General features: G+C 44.2%; 13 protein-coding genes and 1 other RNA gene. 10 read left to right on the forward strand and 4 right to left on the reverse strand.

What is annotated here, in order from left to right; all coding sequences use genetic code 11:
- Nucleotides 1–3 precede the first annotated feature (3 nt).
- From ACLHG7_RS12760 to ACLHG7_RS12795, 8 genes are all read left to right on the forward strand, one after another.
- Nucleotides 4–309, forward strand: a complete 306-nt coding sequence (locus ACLHG7_RS12760; protein ID WP_410211380.1) for a cell division protein ZapA — start codon at nucleotides 4–6, stop codon at nucleotides 307–309.
- Nucleotides 310–440: 131 nt separating this feature from the next.
- Nucleotides 441–624, forward strand: a non-coding RNA gene (gene ssrS, locus ACLHG7_RS12765) — 6S RNA.
- 133 nt (nucleotides 625–757) lie between these two features.
- Nucleotides 758–1,399 (forward strand): 5-formyltetrahydrofolate cyclo-ligase, encoded by a 642-nt coding sequence (locus ACLHG7_RS12770; RefSeq protein WP_410211381.1) that lies wholly within the window; start codon nucleotides 758–760, stop codon nucleotides 1,397–1,399.
- Nucleotides 1,400–1,662: 263 nt separating this feature from the next.
- Nucleotides 1,663–4,104 carry an endopeptidase La gene (gene lon, locus ACLHG7_RS12775; protein WP_410211382.1) on the forward strand — a complete coding sequence of 814 codons (2,442 nt, stop codon included), beginning with the start codon at nucleotides 1,663–1,665 and terminating at the stop codon, nucleotides 4,102–4,104.
- A 171-nt stretch (nucleotides 4,105–4,275) separates the two neighbouring features.
- Nucleotides 4,276–4,494: a hypothetical protein gene (locus ACLHG7_RS12780; RefSeq protein WP_410211383.1), complete on the forward strand. Its 219-nt coding sequence runs from the start codon at nucleotides 4,276–4,278 to the stop codon at nucleotides 4,492–4,494.
- Between the two features lie 290 nt (nucleotides 4,495–4,784).
- Nucleotides 4,785–5,492: a DUF5343 domain-containing protein gene (locus tag ACLHG7_RS12785; RefSeq protein ID WP_410211384.1), complete on the forward strand. Its 708-nt coding sequence runs from the start codon at nucleotides 4,785–4,787 to the stop codon at nucleotides 5,490–5,492.
- Nucleotides 5,482–6,069 (forward strand): Swt1 family HEPN domain-containing protein, encoded by a 588-nt coding sequence (locus tag ACLHG7_RS12790; RefSeq protein ID WP_410211385.1) that lies wholly within the window; start codon nucleotides 5,482–5,484, stop codon nucleotides 6,067–6,069. Before ACLHG7_RS12785 ends, ACLHG7_RS12790 begins: the two co-directional genes overlap by 11 nt.
- Before the next feature lie 339 nt (nucleotides 6,070–6,408).
- Nucleotides 6,409–8,382, forward strand: a complete 1,974-nt coding sequence (locus ACLHG7_RS12795; protein ID WP_410211386.1) for an OPT family oligopeptide transporter — start codon at nucleotides 6,409–6,411, stop codon at nucleotides 8,380–8,382.
- 55 nt (nucleotides 8,383–8,437) lie between these two features.
- Here the strand turns inward: ACLHG7_RS12795 and ACLHG7_RS12800 are convergent, their stop codons facing one another.
- The 4 genes from ACLHG7_RS12800 to lpxB all read right to left on the reverse strand — a co-directional run bounded on the left by ACLHG7_RS12800 (nucleotide 8,438) and on the right by lpxB (nucleotide 13,774).
- Complete coding sequence (locus tag ACLHG7_RS12800) at nucleotides 8,438–9,604, reverse strand: acyl-CoA dehydrogenase family protein (protein WP_410211623.1); 1,167 nt, start codon at nucleotides 9,602–9,604, stop codon at nucleotides 8,438–8,440.
- A gap of 216 nt (nucleotides 9,605–9,820) precedes the next feature.
- The gene (locus ACLHG7_RS12805; RefSeq protein WP_410211387.1) at nucleotides 9,821–11,752 is read right to left on the reverse strand and encodes an LTA synthase family protein; all 1,932 of its coding nucleotides are present in this window, start codon (nucleotides 11,750–11,752) and stop codon (nucleotides 9,821–9,823) included.
- Between the two features lie 101 nt (nucleotides 11,753–11,853).
- Nucleotides 11,854–12,546 (reverse strand): ribonuclease HII, encoded by a 693-nt coding sequence (gene rnhB / locus ACLHG7_RS12810; protein WP_410211388.1) that lies wholly within the window; start codon nucleotides 12,544–12,546, stop codon nucleotides 11,854–11,856.
- Nucleotides 12,533–13,774 carry a lipid-A-disaccharide synthase gene (gene lpxB / locus ACLHG7_RS12815; RefSeq protein WP_410211389.1) on the reverse strand — a complete coding sequence of 414 codons (1,242 nt, stop codon included), beginning with the start codon at nucleotides 13,772–13,774 and terminating at the stop codon, nucleotides 12,533–12,535. The genes rnhB and lpxB overlap by 14 nt, the downstream gene beginning before the upstream one ends.
- Before the next feature lie 198 nt (nucleotides 13,775–13,972).
- Between lpxB and ACLHG7_RS12820 the strand changes: the two genes are divergently transcribed.
- Together ACLHG7_RS12820 and ACLHG7_RS12825 are read left to right on the forward strand one after the other, a co-directional pair.
- Nucleotides 13,973–14,863 carry a sulfite exporter TauE/SafE family protein gene (locus ACLHG7_RS12820; protein WP_410211390.1) on the forward strand — a complete coding sequence of 297 codons (891 nt, stop codon included), beginning with the start codon at nucleotides 13,973–13,975 and terminating at the stop codon, nucleotides 14,861–14,863.
- A 163-nt stretch (nucleotides 14,864–15,026) separates the two neighbouring features.
- Nucleotides 15,027–16,100, forward strand: coding sequence for a 3-deoxy-7-phosphoheptulonate synthase (locus tag ACLHG7_RS12825; protein ID WP_410211624.1), 1,074 nt, complete (start codon nucleotides 15,027–15,029; stop codon nucleotides 16,098–16,100).
- The last annotated feature ends 6 nt before the right edge of the window (nucleotides 16,101–16,106 follow it).

A 16,106-nucleotide genomic window follows, 5' to 3' on the forward strand; every position in this document is an offset into this window, starting at 1 on the left:
CTCATGCCGACTGAAGTCATTATTTTTGATAAATCTTACAAACTGGAATGTGCCCCAAACGACGAGGGCAATCTTCATGCTGCAGCGACTGCACTGGAGACCAAATATCGTGAAGCACGACTTGCGATGCCCCGTCTAGAATCAGAACGTGTCGCAGGTATGGTTGCACTCAATCTATCACTTGAATTTGCCAAACTCGAACAGCAGCTTAAAGCGCTATCCGCTGAACGTGTTCAAGAGAAAAATCAAAACTTACAATTAATCCACCAACTCACCAATGATATTGAAGCAGCGATAGCGGCCAAATAACTGTCTAAAATTAGATGATTGCATTGAATTTAATAACACTAAAGCTGGTTTAATAAGAAGCAGTCATTACACTTTTTACCAAAGACCCGAGCCTTTTACTTGCATCTTCTTATCACGGGGTTATACTTATCTCATCTCTGAGGTGCGCGCCAAGTAGCCCAATCCCCTGAGCCGATTTCATCCTATAGGGATGCGCTCTGTTGGTTCTGTGTGCAAGTCTGCCTTGAGTAGAAAGCCTGTGAGCCATCGGCGCCTCCTCCTTGAACCTTATTGGGTTCAAGGGTAACGGTTATTAGCGGCATTCTTGGAGACCTAATTCATTGAATGATTTTAATACCTTGTAAATCATCTATTATTCTTTACACCAGCACTCTCGCTGGTGTTTTTATTTCTACTCCTTCAGCGCCCGAGCCATTGAATTCATACTCAAAGTATCCAACAATGGGGAATGAAGAAAAAAAATTCGCCCCCTTTTGAGCAACCACAAGATAGTCAGCTTCTGCGACGCAATATGCGTCGCCAGCGGCGCGAACTCTCGGTCCATTTTCGACGTCGAGCTGGTCGGTCTGTAGTACGCCACGTTCGCAAACAGCCTGCTTTTATCCAAGCAAAAGCCGTGGGGCTTTATTTAGATGCTTTTGGCGAACTTCCAACTCAGGCACTCATGCAACTTTGCTTCGCATTAAGAAAATCAGTCTATTTACCTGTAGTTATCTCAAATCATCAGCCCCTCGCTTGGGCAAGGATTTATCAGCAAAGGCAGCGCTTTACGAAACATCGTTTTGGCATGCAGCAACCCACACGACAAAGAGGACTATCGGTCACTCATCTGGATGTGTTATTTATGCCTTTAGTGGCGTTTGATCGTATGGGTCAGCGTCTAGGGATGGGTGGTGGTTTTTATGATCGCACCTTATCCATATGTGTGAAAGCACCCATGAATGGTAAACGCCATCATGGACATCATTATAAAAAGCCTTTACGCATTGGGCTGGCTTATGACTTTCAACAAGTAGGTCAGCTACAGCAGAATAGTTGGGATGTTCCACTTCATGCCGTTACAACGCCAACCCGGCATTATCGTTTTTGATTTGATCTAGCTTGCACCATTTTGAGTCAACTCTGGCAAGCTATTTGCTTTTTCTTGAATAGCGACAAATGACCGCTGAATAGATGGCTCATGGGATATTTTTAATTTTTCTCGTGTTTGCAACTGTACACAAAAACAGCATACGATCCGTCATCGCAGCAAGAAATATGTTTTTTAGCATCGTGCAGCCTTGTAATTTTGCAAACATGCTTTATTAATAAATCATGACAAGCGAATACGCTGATGTTTCATAGGAGTGATTTATGACCGATTCTAAGCAAAACAGCACCGTAAAACACATCCCCGCGACTGACAAAGTTCTACCCCTGTTAGCCTTGCGTGATGTGGTGGTTTACCCGCATATGCAAATTGCGCTATTTGTGGGCAGACCAAAATCTATTCGCGCCGTTGAAATAGCACGCGAAGAAGATGATCTCGTTTTTGTAGTTGCACAAAAAGATTCGCTCACTGAAGACATTGATGATGGCAACTTATATCAATACGGCACCGTCAGCCGCATTGTGCAAGTTGTTAATCATGAAAATGATGACAATTGCATCAAGGTGCTGATTGAAGGTTTATATCGTGCACGTCGCTTGGCAATTATTGACCAAGATGACTATATGCGTGCCGAAACGACACCAGAGCCAACGCCAATTAAAATCAGTGTAAATGCACAAAAAACTGAACGCGAAGCGTTGCAACAGCTTTTTGCCCAATATGCAGAAGCCAAACTACGCAACAGCCGCGAGTTGATTGCCGCATCTGAAAAAATCACTGATTTGCTCGAAATGATCTATTTCATCGCGACCCGCGCGCCGCTGGCGATCGAAGTGAAACAGAAGTTCCTTGAAGACGCCAACATTGCGGATCATGTTAAAGAACTGACCGACTATCTATTGCGTCAATCGGAAGAGCAGAAAGTTGAGCAAGGTCTGCATGAGTCGGTTAAACGACAAATGGAAAAGAATCAACGTGAATACTTTCTCAATGAAAAAATGAAAGTAATTCAACGTGAACTTTCCGACATGAATGAAGGCGATACCGATGAAATGGGCGAACTTGAAAAACGCCTGTTTGATGCCGAGTTGCCTGAAGACGTACGCAAAAAAGCAGAGAGTGAATTCAAAAAACTCAAAGCAATGCAACCTGCTTCCAGCGAAGCGGCTGTGGTGCGTAACTATGTCGACTGGATTTTGAATACACCATGGCTTAAGGCTTCGAAAGTATCGATTAAGCTGGATAAAGCTCAAGAGATTCTTGATGAAGATCACTATGGTCTTAAAGAAGTCAAAGAACGCATCGTTGAATTCTTGGCCGTGCAATCTCGCGTTAAACAACTTCGCGGTCCGATCTTGTGTTTGGTTGGCCCTCCTGGTGTCGGTAAAACTTCACTCGGTGAGTCTGTAGCGAAAGCAACTGGGCGTGAGTTTGTTCGCATGGCGCTTGGCGGCGTACGCGATGAAGCTGAAATTCGTGGTCATCGCCGTACCTATATTGGTGCGATGCCTGGTAAGATTGTGCAGCACTTGTCTAAAGTCGGTGTGAAGAACCCACTGTTCTTACTCGATGAGATTGACAAGATGGCGCAGGATTATCGTGGCGACCCTGCTTCAGCGCTGCTTGAAGTTCTGGATCCATCGCAGAACCACAAGTTCAATGACCATTATCTCGATATGGACTTAGACTTGTCTGAAGTGATGTTCATCTGTACAGCGAACACCATGAACATTCCTGCTCCACTCTTGGATCGGATGGAAGTGATTCGCTTGCCCGGTTACACCGAAGATGAGAAGGTCAATATCGCTGAGCGTTATTTGATTCCAAAAGCGATCAAGACCAATGGCTTGAAGCTGAAAGAATTGACCATCGACGAAGGTGCAGTACGTGAATTGATTCGTCGCTATACCCGTGAGGCTGGTGTACGTAATCTTGAGCGTGAAGTATCGAAGATCTGTCGTAAAGTTGTCAAAGAAGCAGTGACCAGCAAGTCTAAGAATGTCCACATCGACGTCAATGAAGCCAACTTGGTGGATTACTCTGGTGTGTACAAATTTGACTTTGGTCGTGCCGAAGAAGATGCACAAATTGGTCGTGTGACAGGTCTTGCTTGGACTTCTGTGGGTGGTGAGCTACTGACCATCGAAGCCGCTGCCGTTAAAGGCAAAGGCACGTACACCGCAACGGGTTCACTTGGCGATGTGATGCAAGAGTCGATCAAAGCAGCGATGACTGTGGTGCGTACACGTGGTGATAGTCTGGGAATTCCTTTCGAGAAATTCAGCACGACTGACATCCATGTACACATGCCAGAAGGCGCAACACCAAAAGATGGTCCTTCCGCAGGTATTGGTTTGACCACTGCCCTCGTCTCAGCAATGACTGGCATTCCAGTTCGTGCTGATGTGGCGATGACTGGTGAAGTCACCTTACGCGGATTGGTCCTACCAATCGGTGGCTTGAAAGAAAAACTGCTAGCTGCGCATCGCGGTGGTGTGAAACTGGTGCTGATCCCGACTGAGAATCTTCGTGATCTACATGAGATTCCAGACAACATCAAAGCGGGTATAGAGATTCGTGCTGTGAAGACCATTGATGAAGTGCTTAAAGCAGCACTTGTTGAGATGCCTACACCGCTACCTATCGAAATCCCTGATGTGGCGCTAGTTAAGCCAACTGAAGTTAAAGATGGTGCGAGACACTGATCTAAAGCAGAAGTGATGTAGTGTTATAAAAGAAGCCTTCAACTTTAGTTGGGGGCTTTTCTTTTGATTGACCCTTTGGATGGTTATGGATATATTCTTAGCTTATGGAATTTAAATAATTTTTCACCAAGGATTTAAAATACTTTAACCAATATTTACAGGGGATTAAAAATGTCAGAAAAGAAACACTACCTATATTTGCAGCATAGCGAATCAGTCGTTGCATCAATGTCTGCCACCATATTCTCATCCCTAATCCAAACCAATCCACTTAATGATGACAATGAAAATGAACTTATAGAAAAATCTGTAGCGCTTGCGATTAAACTGGCTGAACTTTCAGATAAATGGGTTGAGAGTGATGAAGAGTGGGTGAAGGATAGGAAGTGATCTTTACTTTCTTTTAATGATCAATCAGAAAGTGAATTTGAGTTAAGAATGATAATTCTTTCTCCAAAGTTAAAGTCTCAATTGATATGAATAAAATAGACAAAACCGATAAGAACAAATTGATCTTTTTTAATCCAAATTCGATCAAAGTAATTAGAAAAACTGATCTGAAAAACTAGATAGTAGTAAATCATGAAACTCTTAGTTTCGATTAATGGATTTTATGATATGGTCAGATAAAGTACCAATGATAAACAACACATTTAAAATATCTTATTCCGGAGAATCTTATGGTGGTAAAAAAGAATATCACAACGGATATGCCCAATGCCGAAGGAGTCGAACCAGCAGATAAAAAATCAAAAAGCACTATTAAATATCCGCCATACGTGAATGCTTACGGAGCGATACCCAAACTCTTCTTAGAAATATCAAAAGCATCTGTACCACCGAAATTTACTCAAGATTTTATGGATACAGTACTTGAGTTGAGATCGTCAAGCCATAGAGCACTGATTCCATTACTTAAAAAATTAAACTTCATTGATGCCGCAAATACTCCTACAGAAGCTTATAGAAACTATAGAGACGAAACACAACGTGAAAGTGTCATGGCGGCTCAAATTCGTTTTGCCTACTCTGATCTCTATAAAGCAAATGAATATGCTCATAATCTAAAGAAAGAAGAATTACAGTCAAAGTTACGTGCCCTATTAGGTGCAGCTGAAGACGATCCCATTATCCCAGCAGTAATTGGAACTTATCTAGAATTAGCTAAGCTTGCAGACTTTAAGCAATCATCAAGTGCACCCAAGATCGCGTCACCTTCTAATGTTAGTGAGAAAAATGCAGATGAAGGAGTAGGTTATCCTCGACATTTGGGTTCAGGCTCTTTGGGTCTTTCATATACAATTAATTTAAATCTCCCTGCAACAACAGAAATAGAGGTTTTTAATGCCATATTTAAAAGTCTAAAGGAGCATTTACTTGACAACTAAAACGGCTGAATCTGATCTTCTTCGACTATTTGGCATGCGAAATCTAATGTTAGAAGCAGACTTAGTCGCACTTGAAAAGATGGGGATTGACATTGGCCATACTGAGACTCTGAAACGAGATGAACTAGTCGATACAGATCTATTTGAAGCAGATATTCTTCATGCTGCGAAGCAAATGGCGAATTTTTACGTTTTATACTATAGTCTTGAAAATACAATTCGACGACTTATTTCCGGACGCCTCCATGAGAAACATGGTATGAACTGGTGGGAACTTAGAGTACCGATAGGAGTCAAAACTAGTGTTGCGGATAAACAAAAAAAAGAAAAAGACACGCCGATGTCAATTCGATCTGAGGATCCGTTAACCTACACTAACTTTGGAGAGCTTATAGACATTATTAACTCAAATTGGACAGACTTTTCCGATACATTACGAAGTCAGAAAGCCGCACAACAAATTTTGAGCCAGTTCAATCTTGTTCGAAACGTTATCGCGCATAGCGTTGAATTAAATAACGATGAAATATTGCGCTTCCAATTACTAGTTAAAGATTGGTTTAGGATTAGCGGTTAATATCTCTTACAAATCATCACCATATAAGAAAATAAATGAATTCGAAGTAGCATATCAAATACGAATACTACATTATAAATTTTAGGCGTGATCATTAAAAGACCATCATAACAAAAGGTATATATTAAACTTAGTATCTAAATCAAATTGCTAATCTGGCTCACTTCTTGCTAACGTTTCCCCATCGTTATCCCTCATTCAGAGATTAGTTATCTGAAAATCAGATGAATGAAAAGTTATATTTCTTGAATCGCTTAAGCCTAGCAGGATATATTCACCCCCTTATACCGTCTTTGACCATCTGGAAGACAGTTTTCGAAATTCAATTGGAGTACATTTGTGAGCGTGCAACCGCAAGCCAACAATAAATCACGCGTAGAGCTCACTATACGCGGCATCATTATCGGCATCATCATTACCATCGTCTTTACTGCAGCAAATGTGTTCTTCGGACTCAAAGTTGGACTGACATTTTCTACATCGATTCCCGCCGCCGTGATCTCCATGGCGCTCTTACGTAAATTTAGAGACTCAACAATCCAAGAAAACAACATCGTGCAAACGATGGCCTCAGCAGCGGGAACCCTCTCCTCGATTATCTTCGTCCTCCCCGGCATGATCATGATCGGTTGCTGGACAGGCTTCCCTTTCTGGATTTCATTTTCGGTCTGTGCACTGGGCGGCATTCTCGGCGTCATGTATTCGATTCCCCTACGCCGTGCTTTGGTCACCAACTCTGATCTCCCCTATCCTGAAGGAGTCGCCTGTGCGGAAGTTCTTAAAGTCAGTAGCACGGATGTAGAAGGGAACAAAACTGGTTTACTGGCGTTGATCTACGGCTCTATCGTTTCCTCAGTCTTTGCAGTGATCGTCGCCACCAAAGTGTTTGCCAGTGATGTCGCGCATTACTTTAATGTCGGCAATAAAGGCTCAGTCACCGGCTTTGACTTCAACCTCTCCTTTGCATTGTTTGCAATCGGGCATTTGTGTGGTCTAGCTGTCGGTATTGCCATGTTAGTAGGTGCAATCATTGGTTGGGGTTGGGGTGTGCCGCACTTCTCATTGGTTGAGCCTGTCACCAGTGGCATCGCTGATCTTGCCCAAGCGACTTGGAGCCACAAAGTTCGTTTCGTGGGTGCCGGTGCTATCGGTATTGCCGCGCTGTGGACGCTTGGCAAGCTGATTAAACCTGTTATCAGCGGACTAACTTCAGCCATGGGCGCTGCACGGGTTCGCAAGTCTGGCCAAGCGGCTACATTACCGCGAACCGAACAAGATATCCCCATTGGGATTGTGGGTTTAATCACACTGGTGTGCTGTGTGCCTATACTCTACTTGCTTGGCTATTTCAGCATGACCAATGGCCTAGGTGATCATGTTGCCGTATTGGCAATTGGTGGCTTGGCTTATGTCATCTTGATGGGCTTCTTCGTTTCGACAATTTGTGGCTATATGGCTGGTCTCATTGGTTCATCCAATAGTCCACTCTCAGGCGTGGGTATTCTTGTTGTTATCGGTGCAGCGTTGCTACTCACCATCGGCGTAAAACCTTATGTAGGCCCAGAAGCCGGTAAAGCACTCGTTGCATTCGCGCTCTTTACCACGGCTGTGATCTTCTCGGTTGCATCGATTGCCAATAACAATCTGCAAGATTTAAAAACAGGTCAATTGGTTGATGCAACGCCTTGGAAACAGCAGGTCGTTCTCATCATTGGTGTGATCGCTGGTGCAGCAGTCATTCCGCCAGTCTTGGACTTACTCAATCATGCATACGGTTTTGCTGGCGTACCGGGTGCAAATCCTGCTACAGCATTGCCTGCACCTCAAGCAGGGTTAATTTCGGCTTTGGCTCAGGGTGTGATTCAAAATAACATTGACTGGAGCCTCATTGGTATCGGCATAGTCATCGGCATAACGTTGATTATCATTGATGAAGTACTTAAACGTACTACCCTTCATATGAGCATCCCACCACTTGCTGTTGGTCTGGGTATTTATCTGCCAACACAAAGCACATTGATGATTGTGGTCGGTGCAGTGGTCGGTTGGTATTTCAATAAGCGCGCGCAACGTTCTGCCAATCCAGAAGCAACGCAGCAACTCGGCGTATTGCTCGCATCGGGACTTATTGTTGGTGAGAGTGTGGTTGGGGTTGTGATTGCAGCGATTGTGGCTTTCTCTGGTGTAGCAGCACCTTTGGCACTGGTGGGATCTGATTTTGAGACGGCATCCATCTGGATTGGTGGCAGCGTTTTTGCACTGTCGATTGCCTTTTTATATCGTTGGTTAAGCCAGCACGCCAAGAAACACTAATCACATGAATCTAGAGGGTGGCCTGCCATCCTCTAGATCATTCTCAATGCTCTGATCAAAAGCCGAGTTGTCTACCCGCTAGATCCTTCATAATCTCTTCAGCACCGCCGCCAATCATATTCACCTTCACATCACGATAAATGCGCTCAATCCGCGTACCGCGCATAAAACCCATACCGCCTAACGTCTGCACACCAGCATCAGCACAGAACTGCATCGTACGGGTCGCAACATTCTTGAGCATGCACAATTGGGCAATCAACTCACTACCCTGCTGATCAGGCTGACCCAAACGCCAAGCGGTGTCTTCTAGCAATGCACGTGTCGCTGCAAGTTGTGTCGCCATATCGACGAGTTTGTGGCGCATAACCTGATGATCAATTAAACGCTTGCCGAAGGTCTTACGCTGCTGCGCCCACTCCAAAGCTTCTTCATAACATACCAATGCAAAACCATAGGAAGAAGCCGCCAAGAAAAACCGTTCCATATTGAAGTTATTCATAATCACGAAGAACCCCATATTCTCAGCACCCAGTAGATTTGAGGCAGGCACACGCACATTATCAAAGTGGATTTGAGCCGTATCTGATGCCCACCAGCCCGTTTTGTGCAGCTGCGTTTTAGTAATTCCAGGACTATGGGCATCGATCAGTAGCATCGAAATGCCAGCCGCACCTTTGGCATTGGGATCAGTGCGCACGGCCACGGAATAATAATCAGCGCGCATGCCTGACGTGATATAAATTTTCTCACCAGTCACAAGGAAGTTATCACCATCACGCACGGCACGCGTTTGTAATGCAGCCACATCGGAGCCACCATTTGGCTCAGTGATCGCCAAAGCAGAAATTTTTTCGCCACTTAATATACTCGGCAATACTCGCGCTTTAACCTCATCACTGGCGAAATGTTGAATAGGCGGAGCACCGATGCTATGTGACAGCAATGAAGCACAGATTCCGCCTGACCCTGCTTTGGCCAGTTCGATGGATGACAACAAGACATAAAATGCGTCGGTTTTGCCTACACCACCGTATTGCTCATCAAAGCCCAGACCAAGCAGTCCAACATTCGCAGCTTTCTTGTAAAGCTCACGTGGGAAGGTTTCAGCTTCTTCCCAGTCATGGGCAAATGGGGTGATTTCTTGTGCGGTAAATTTGCGGATGGTGTCCGCAAAGGCGATGTGATCTGGGGTGTAATAATTTGGATTAAGTGGTTGCATAGTCATATAAACAGCTAAAAAAGAATTGCATCGATTTTGCCATGCGACCATGAGGTTTTGGGTTGCCTGAATGCTCAAAGTCAGATGATCAATTTGGCAAGTCTAGGACTTTATTTTTTAACCCGATGGCTAAACAAAAAATAGGATGGAGATTCATTGAATGCTCCATCCTAACCTAAGCCCTCCTCACTTGCGAAAGAGGACTTAAAACGAGACTTACTTATTCTCACCCGCTTTATGCAGCATCAACCCATTATGAAGTTGATAGCTTGCACCTTGATAATATGACAACGTATCGTCAACCAATGCAGGATCTGCCGTACGATCATGAATCGTCGGTACAGTCTTCACATCTTCCAATACATCGACTTTTTTGTTTGGAGACAAAATCGCCATTTTATTATCACGATACAGCGCGACTTTCTGATAAGTACCCATCAGCGCACGCCCGCCCTCTTCGGGTTTCATACGCAATACGTCCTTACCAAAGAAACGTGAGACATAAGAGCTATTCATCAAACCCATGATCGTTGGAGCTACGTCGATCTGATTGGCGATAGCATCAAACTGCCCTGGCTTGACGTGCTTGGGAGAATAGATAAACAATGGGATGTGATAACGCTCTAGCGGCAAGTCTGATTTACCCGCAGAACCTGCACAATGATCCGCAACGATGATAAATATCGTGTCGTCAAACCATGGCTTCTTGCGTGAATCTTCAATAAATTTATTAATCGCGTAATCCGTGTACTTCACTGCACCTTCATAATGTCCCGAAGGAGAGTCAACACGCCCCTCAGGGAAGGTGTATGGACGATGATTACTGGTTGTCATGATAAAAGAATAAAAGGGCTTTTTCGCCTGATAGGATTTATCGGCTTCACGACTTGCACGCAAGAATGAATATTCATCCGCAACACCCCAAACATTCCCGAAAACACTTTCGTCTTTTGCATAGGAGTTACGATCAACAATATCAAAACCATTATGACTAAAGAAATAGTTCATATTGTCAAAGTAACCATATCCACCATAGATGAACTTGCTGTCGTAACCTTTGTCTCGGAGCAAACTGCCAAGTGAAAACAAACCTTCATTATGTGGACGATGAATAACAGACTGGCCCGGTGTAGGCGGAATCGATAAGGTCAATGCCTCCATACCGCGGACTGTACGATTTCCTGTGGCATAAAAATTATTAAAGAACAAACTATTATTTGCCAGTTCATCCAGATGCGGGGTGAGATTAAGTTTATTGCCAAAACGCGTCATATAGTCGCCACTTAATGACTCAACCACGATCATCATGACATTCAGTTTTTTCTCAGGCCCGGCATTAGTCACTTGGCGGCTAATGTCGAAAGGGACTGTACTGGTAAAGGTTTGATTATCTTGCTTTACCAATCCACGTAAACGTTGATCGAGGGCTTGCTTATCACCCGTCTGATAGAACTGTTCATAATCCAGCTCATTGGCAAAAAAAGCATAGAAAAATTGATAAGGTCCATTTTTGGCCAATTCATTCTTATAGTTATTTTCAGAAACATGGCTAAATGTTTCACTGGTTAAAGCTAAGTAGCAACCAGTTGGAATAAGCAAAAGGATTAACGCACCCACTAAACGCTTTTTGAGTGAGGTTGTCGCTTTTAATGCCAAATCAATCGGGCGCTTAATGATGAAAAAAACGATCAGTGTGCAAATCGCCACACCTGTCAGCAATAAAGGAACTGGATAAGACTCAGAAATATTCCCTGTTACCTCGCGACGATAGACCAGATAATCAACGGAAATAAAATTAAAACGAACCTGAAACTCATCCCAGAACAGCCATTCGGAGACCATGTCAAAAAAGATAAGGCCAATCACAAATATCGCAATGATGTAAGCAATATAACGGTGGATTCGACCTTGATAACGCTTATTCGGCAATAGTGCTAAATAGATTACTACGGGGATCAAGAGATAACTTAAAAAAGCCAAATCATAGATCAAACCTGCGCCATAGATCAGTGGAATATCCAATACTTTTAAATCAAGAACGGCAATATTGTTGATCAACAATGCGGTTCGTAAAATGAGAAATAACACACATGCCGTGATGGCGAGGACTAAAACAATACCGAAACGTGAATCGACAATCCGTTTCATTCAAAATCTCCGAAACCCACGCGAATAGGTTGATTAAATAATGCTTCTTTTGTTGGTGCTTTCAGAACACAAATGAAGGAACGTAATAACGGCCCAATGACTTAAATGCGAGTCGATGAAAATTTCTCTAATGCATCACGCACAGGTTTAAATGAACGGCGATGACTATCGATCACACCATGCGTCATCAATGCCGCAACATGCGCTGCGGTGGGATACCCTTTGTGCTTGGCAAAGCCATACAGGGGGTATGTGATATCCAACGCTTCAAGCTGACGATCACGTGTGACTTTAGCCAAAATACTGGCAGCGCCGATACACGACTCTAGACCATCACCGCCAACCAACGCTTGGCTGGGTACATTAATATCAGGGCAGCGATTCCCATCGATCAATGCCAAACGCGGCGTAATAGGTAAACCATGAACGGCTCTTCGCATCGCCAGCATCGTGGCATGTAAAATATTCAGTTCATCGATCTCTGCCGGTGTTGCTTCAGCGATGCAATAGGCTGCCGCATTCTCAATAATCAGATCGAATAATCGATTACGCTGTTTTTCGGATAATTTTTTGGAATCATTAATACCCGGAATCGGGCGACTAGGATCCAAAATCACGGCTGCAGCAACCACGGAGCCAACCAAAGGTCCTCGCCCAGCCTCATCCACACCAGCAATGCAAAAATCCAGAGGTACCTGAATCGCCTGAACCGAACGTTCCAGTACACCAATGCCGTGCATATTACTATTGCTAATGCTTAATGAGTCGTTTGAATTGTTGTTAAACAGTGGCATCGATACTCTCCTTTGGCACAAGAGCAAGAACTGCATCTGCAGCAGAGCTTACACTTTCACTTTTCAGACGGGTATGAATGCGCTCAAGTTCCACATGCTGAGTCTGCCAAGGCCCCAAACGGAAAGTAGGATCACTGAGTAAATTTTTCATGTCGGCAACGACATTACTGACCGTCGCTTGTGACTGAATAAGCTCAGGAACCAAACGTCGACCAGCCAAGATATTTGGTAGTGAAAGCCATGGAATCTTGATCATCCAGCGTACAAATAAATAGGTTAGCCAATGTACTCGTCCAACGACGACCATCGGTCTACCCAATAACAGTGCTTCAAGCGTTGCCGTTCCCGAAGCCAACATCACAATGTCGCTAGCTGCCATCACACGACGTCCGAGATTTCCAGACAACATGGCGCGATCATCGGGCTCTAGCACTTGTACAGCCTGCTGAACAGCCTGGGGCTGATCCGCCACCAAAGCTTTGATCTGAGTCAACCTAGCTTCATTTGCAGCAGGAATCATAAAACGTAAAGCAGGGAACTGCTTTAACAACTGCCCTGCACTTTCAAGCAAGATGCCACCGACTTGCGTCACCTCGCTTGAACGACTTCCCGGCAATAAGCCAATAATGGTTTGCTCTGGGGAAATACCTAATTCTTGCTTCCCTGTTTCTACTTGATGGTCTAGGGGCAACATTCGCGCTAAAGGATGACCAACGAAAACAGCATGCACATCGTGCTTGGTATAAAAGTCGACTTCAAAAGGCAGCAAGCACAAAACTAAATCGACAGAAGCACCAATACTTACAACACGACCCTGCCGCCATGCCCAAACCGATGGACTGACATATTGCACGGTCTTGATGAGGTGAGAATTTGAAAGATTTTGGTTTTCAGCATGTTGCTGGCGATCTTTTAATTTTTTAGACAGACGTAGGTTAAAGTCAGGCGCATCAACACCAATAAAGACGTCAATTTTTTCTTGCTCAAACGTTTCAACCAGTCCATCTCTGATTCGAAATAGCTCTGGAAGTCGGCCCAATACTTCAAACAAACCAAATAGTGACAATCTTTCCAGTGGATACAAACTGGTCAAGCCTTCGGCTTGCATCTGTGGCCCACCAATGCCTAGAAATCGTGCATCAGGATGCGTTTTTTTTATTTCGCGAATGAGATCAGCGCCCAGAGTATCTCCTGATAACTCCCCAGCGACCATTCCAATTGTTAACATACCACGCGATCCACACTATAAATATTCTTTAGTTTAGCATTGCAGACTCTAGATAAATTCATTGCAGATTTTTTTTATCATTAAGAAACTTTAATATAATAATAATTCATAAGCTAAGATGATTTATTCAATTGTAAGTCTAAGCAAACCAGACTACCCTTCCGCACAATTTCTACTAAACTTATCTAAAAATCTAATATGTCGGATATCTATTTCATTCTTGCGGGACTCCTTGTCGGATTTTGTGTCGGTGTAACTGGTGTCGGCGGTGGTTCCTTGATGACACCAATCCTGATTAGCGTCATGGGCGTTCCAGCTAATGTTGCGATTGGTACTGACCTACTCTATGCCTCAATTTCTAAATTTTGCGGCTCGCTAGTTCATGCAAAAAAACTCAATATCGTTTGGCCAATTGTCCTATGGCTAGCGATTGGCAGTATCCCCGCATCTCTGGGAACAACATGGGCTCTCCATCATTTTTTTAGTTCAGCCAATGAATACAAAAAACTGCTGACCATGGTCTTGGGATTCATGCTGGTTTTAACAGGCGTATCTATTGTTTTTCGCGCACAAATCGAACGCTTCTTTGCACGGAAACGTCATGACTCATCGGAAAGAAGCCAAGACGAACACGCTACAGCTCTGCTTAAAAACAAGCCTCTGGTCGTTTTTATGGGCGCAGTTTTGGGTATTTTCGTGACTTTATCTTCTGTCGGCGCAGGTGCTTTTGGCGTCATGGCATTAGTGCTGTTATTCCCTAATCTGCCGATGATCCGTGTGATTGGTTCTGACGTAGCGCATGCCGTTTTGCTGACTTTGGTCGCTGGGCTTGGGCATCTGGTCTCTGGCAACGTTGATTTTCATATGCTGACCATGCTGCTCATCGGCGCCATTCCTGCCATCATCATCGGTACCTTAATTAGTTCAAGACTGCCAGAGCATCATATCCGCCGTATTTTGGGGATCACCCTGTTACTGCTTGGCGTAAACTTCATCATCAATCCGACCAAGGCTAAAGCTCCTGCCGTCGTTACGCCAGCAGCCGTGATTTCAAACAATAAAGTGCAAATAGCCCCATCAGCAAGCTAAAACAGTAAAAATGTCTAGAAACCGCTCAATTCGAGCGGTTTTTTTCATGTCAATCCCTTGCACTGATCGGCGCTTGCCCCCATCCTTAGCAATTAATCGTTAACTTTTTTTTGGTGAGTGTGTCGTGGCAACAACAAGTACAGCAAATAGAGCGCAGGCAGGTATCAACCGCATTGATAAGCAAGTCGAAGATGTTAATATCGAAGCCATGGATCTTCTGGTTACGCCTGCTGAATTAAAAGCAGAATTGCCACTTTCAGAAGAAGCCAAAGCAACCGTATTATCAGGCCGTCAAACCATTCGCGCCATACTCGATGGCACCGATCCTCGCTTGTTTGTCGTCATTGGTCCTTGTTCAATTCATGACCCTGTTGCTGCACACGACTACGCAAACCGCCTTAAAGTTCTTGCTGAACAAGTCAAAGATACCCTGTACTTGGTTATGCGTGTCTATTTTGAAAAGCCGCGTACGACTGTTGGCTGGAAAGGTCTGATTAACGATCCGGATATGAATGATTCTTTTGATGTTGAAAAAGGGCTTCGTCTTGGTCGTAAATTACTACTAGAGCTCAATGAACAAGGCTTACCTTGTGCAACCGAAGCGCTGGACCCTAACTCACCACAATATCTACAAGACCTTATTAGCTGGTCAGCCATTGGTGCCCGTACAACCGAAAGCCAGACTCACCGTGAAATGTCTTCAGGATTATCATCACCTGTGGGCTTTAAAAATGGTACGGATGGCGGCATGACCGTTGCCATCAATGCAATGCAAGCGGTTGCATCAGGACATAGTTTTTTAGGCCTGAATCACGACGGACAAGTGTCGGTCATTCGTACCAAAGGTAATCCCTATGCACACGTCGTTCTGCGCGGTGGTGCAGGCAAACCAAATTATGACTCAACAGCCGTTGCTGGTGTCGAATCAGCGCTGTCTAAAGCAAAGGTCAGCGGCAAAATCATGATTGATGCCAGCCATGCAAACTCTAATAAAGACCCATATCTACAACCGTTGGTCTTAAAAAACATCACCAATCAAATCTTGGACGGCAATAACTCCATCGTAGGCTTGATGGTCGAAAGTCATATCAATGGTGGCCGTCAGGATATTCCAGCAGACCTGTCTGAACTCGAATACGGCAAATCCGTAACCGATGGTTGTATCGACTGGCAAACAACGGAAAATGCAATTCTAGACATGCACAATGCATTAAAGGAAGTTATCGCTAACCGTTAATTGCAA

The organism is Aquirhabdus sp., assembly GCF_046462495.1.
Classification (GTDB): domain Bacteria; phylum Pseudomonadota; class Gammaproteobacteria; order Pseudomonadales; family Moraxellaceae; genus Aquirhabdus.

Coding starts and splice junctions, on each gene's coding strand:
- ACLHG7_RS12820 (WP_410211390.1), top strand. CDS start 13,973: ATGTCGGATATCTATTTCATTCTTGCGGGACTCCTTGTCGGATTTTGT.
- ACLHG7_RS12780 (WP_410211383.1), top strand. CDS start 4,276: ATGTCAGAAAAGAAACACTACCTATATTTGCAGCATAGCGAATCAGTC.
- ACLHG7_RS12805 (WP_410211387.1), bottom strand. CDS start 11,752: ATGAAACGGATTGTCGATTCACGTTTCGGTATTGTTTTAGTCCTCGCC.
- ACLHG7_RS12800 (WP_410211623.1), bottom strand. CDS start 9,604: ATGCAACCACTTAATCCAAATTATTACACCCCAGATCACATCGCCTTT.
- ACLHG7_RS12760 (WP_410211380.1), top strand. CDS start 4: ATGCCGACTGAAGTCATTATTTTTGATAAATCTTACAAACTGGAATGT.
- ACLHG7_RS12770 (WP_410211381.1), top strand. CDS start 758: ATGAAGAAAAAAAATTCGCCCCCTTTTGAGCAACCACAAGATAGTCAG.
- ACLHG7_RS12785 (WP_410211384.1), top strand. CDS start 4,785: ATGGTGGTAAAAAAGAATATCACAACGGATATGCCCAATGCCGAAGGA.
- lpxB (WP_410211389.1), bottom strand. CDS start 13,774: ATGTTAACAATTGGAATGGTCGCTGGGGAGTTATCAGGAGATACTCTG.
- lon (WP_410211382.1), top strand. CDS start 1,663: ATGACCGATTCTAAGCAAAACAGCACCGTAAAACACATCCCCGCGACT.
- rnhB (WP_410211388.1), bottom strand. CDS start 12,546: ATGCCACTGTTTAACAACAATTCAAACGACTCATTAAGCATTAGCAAT.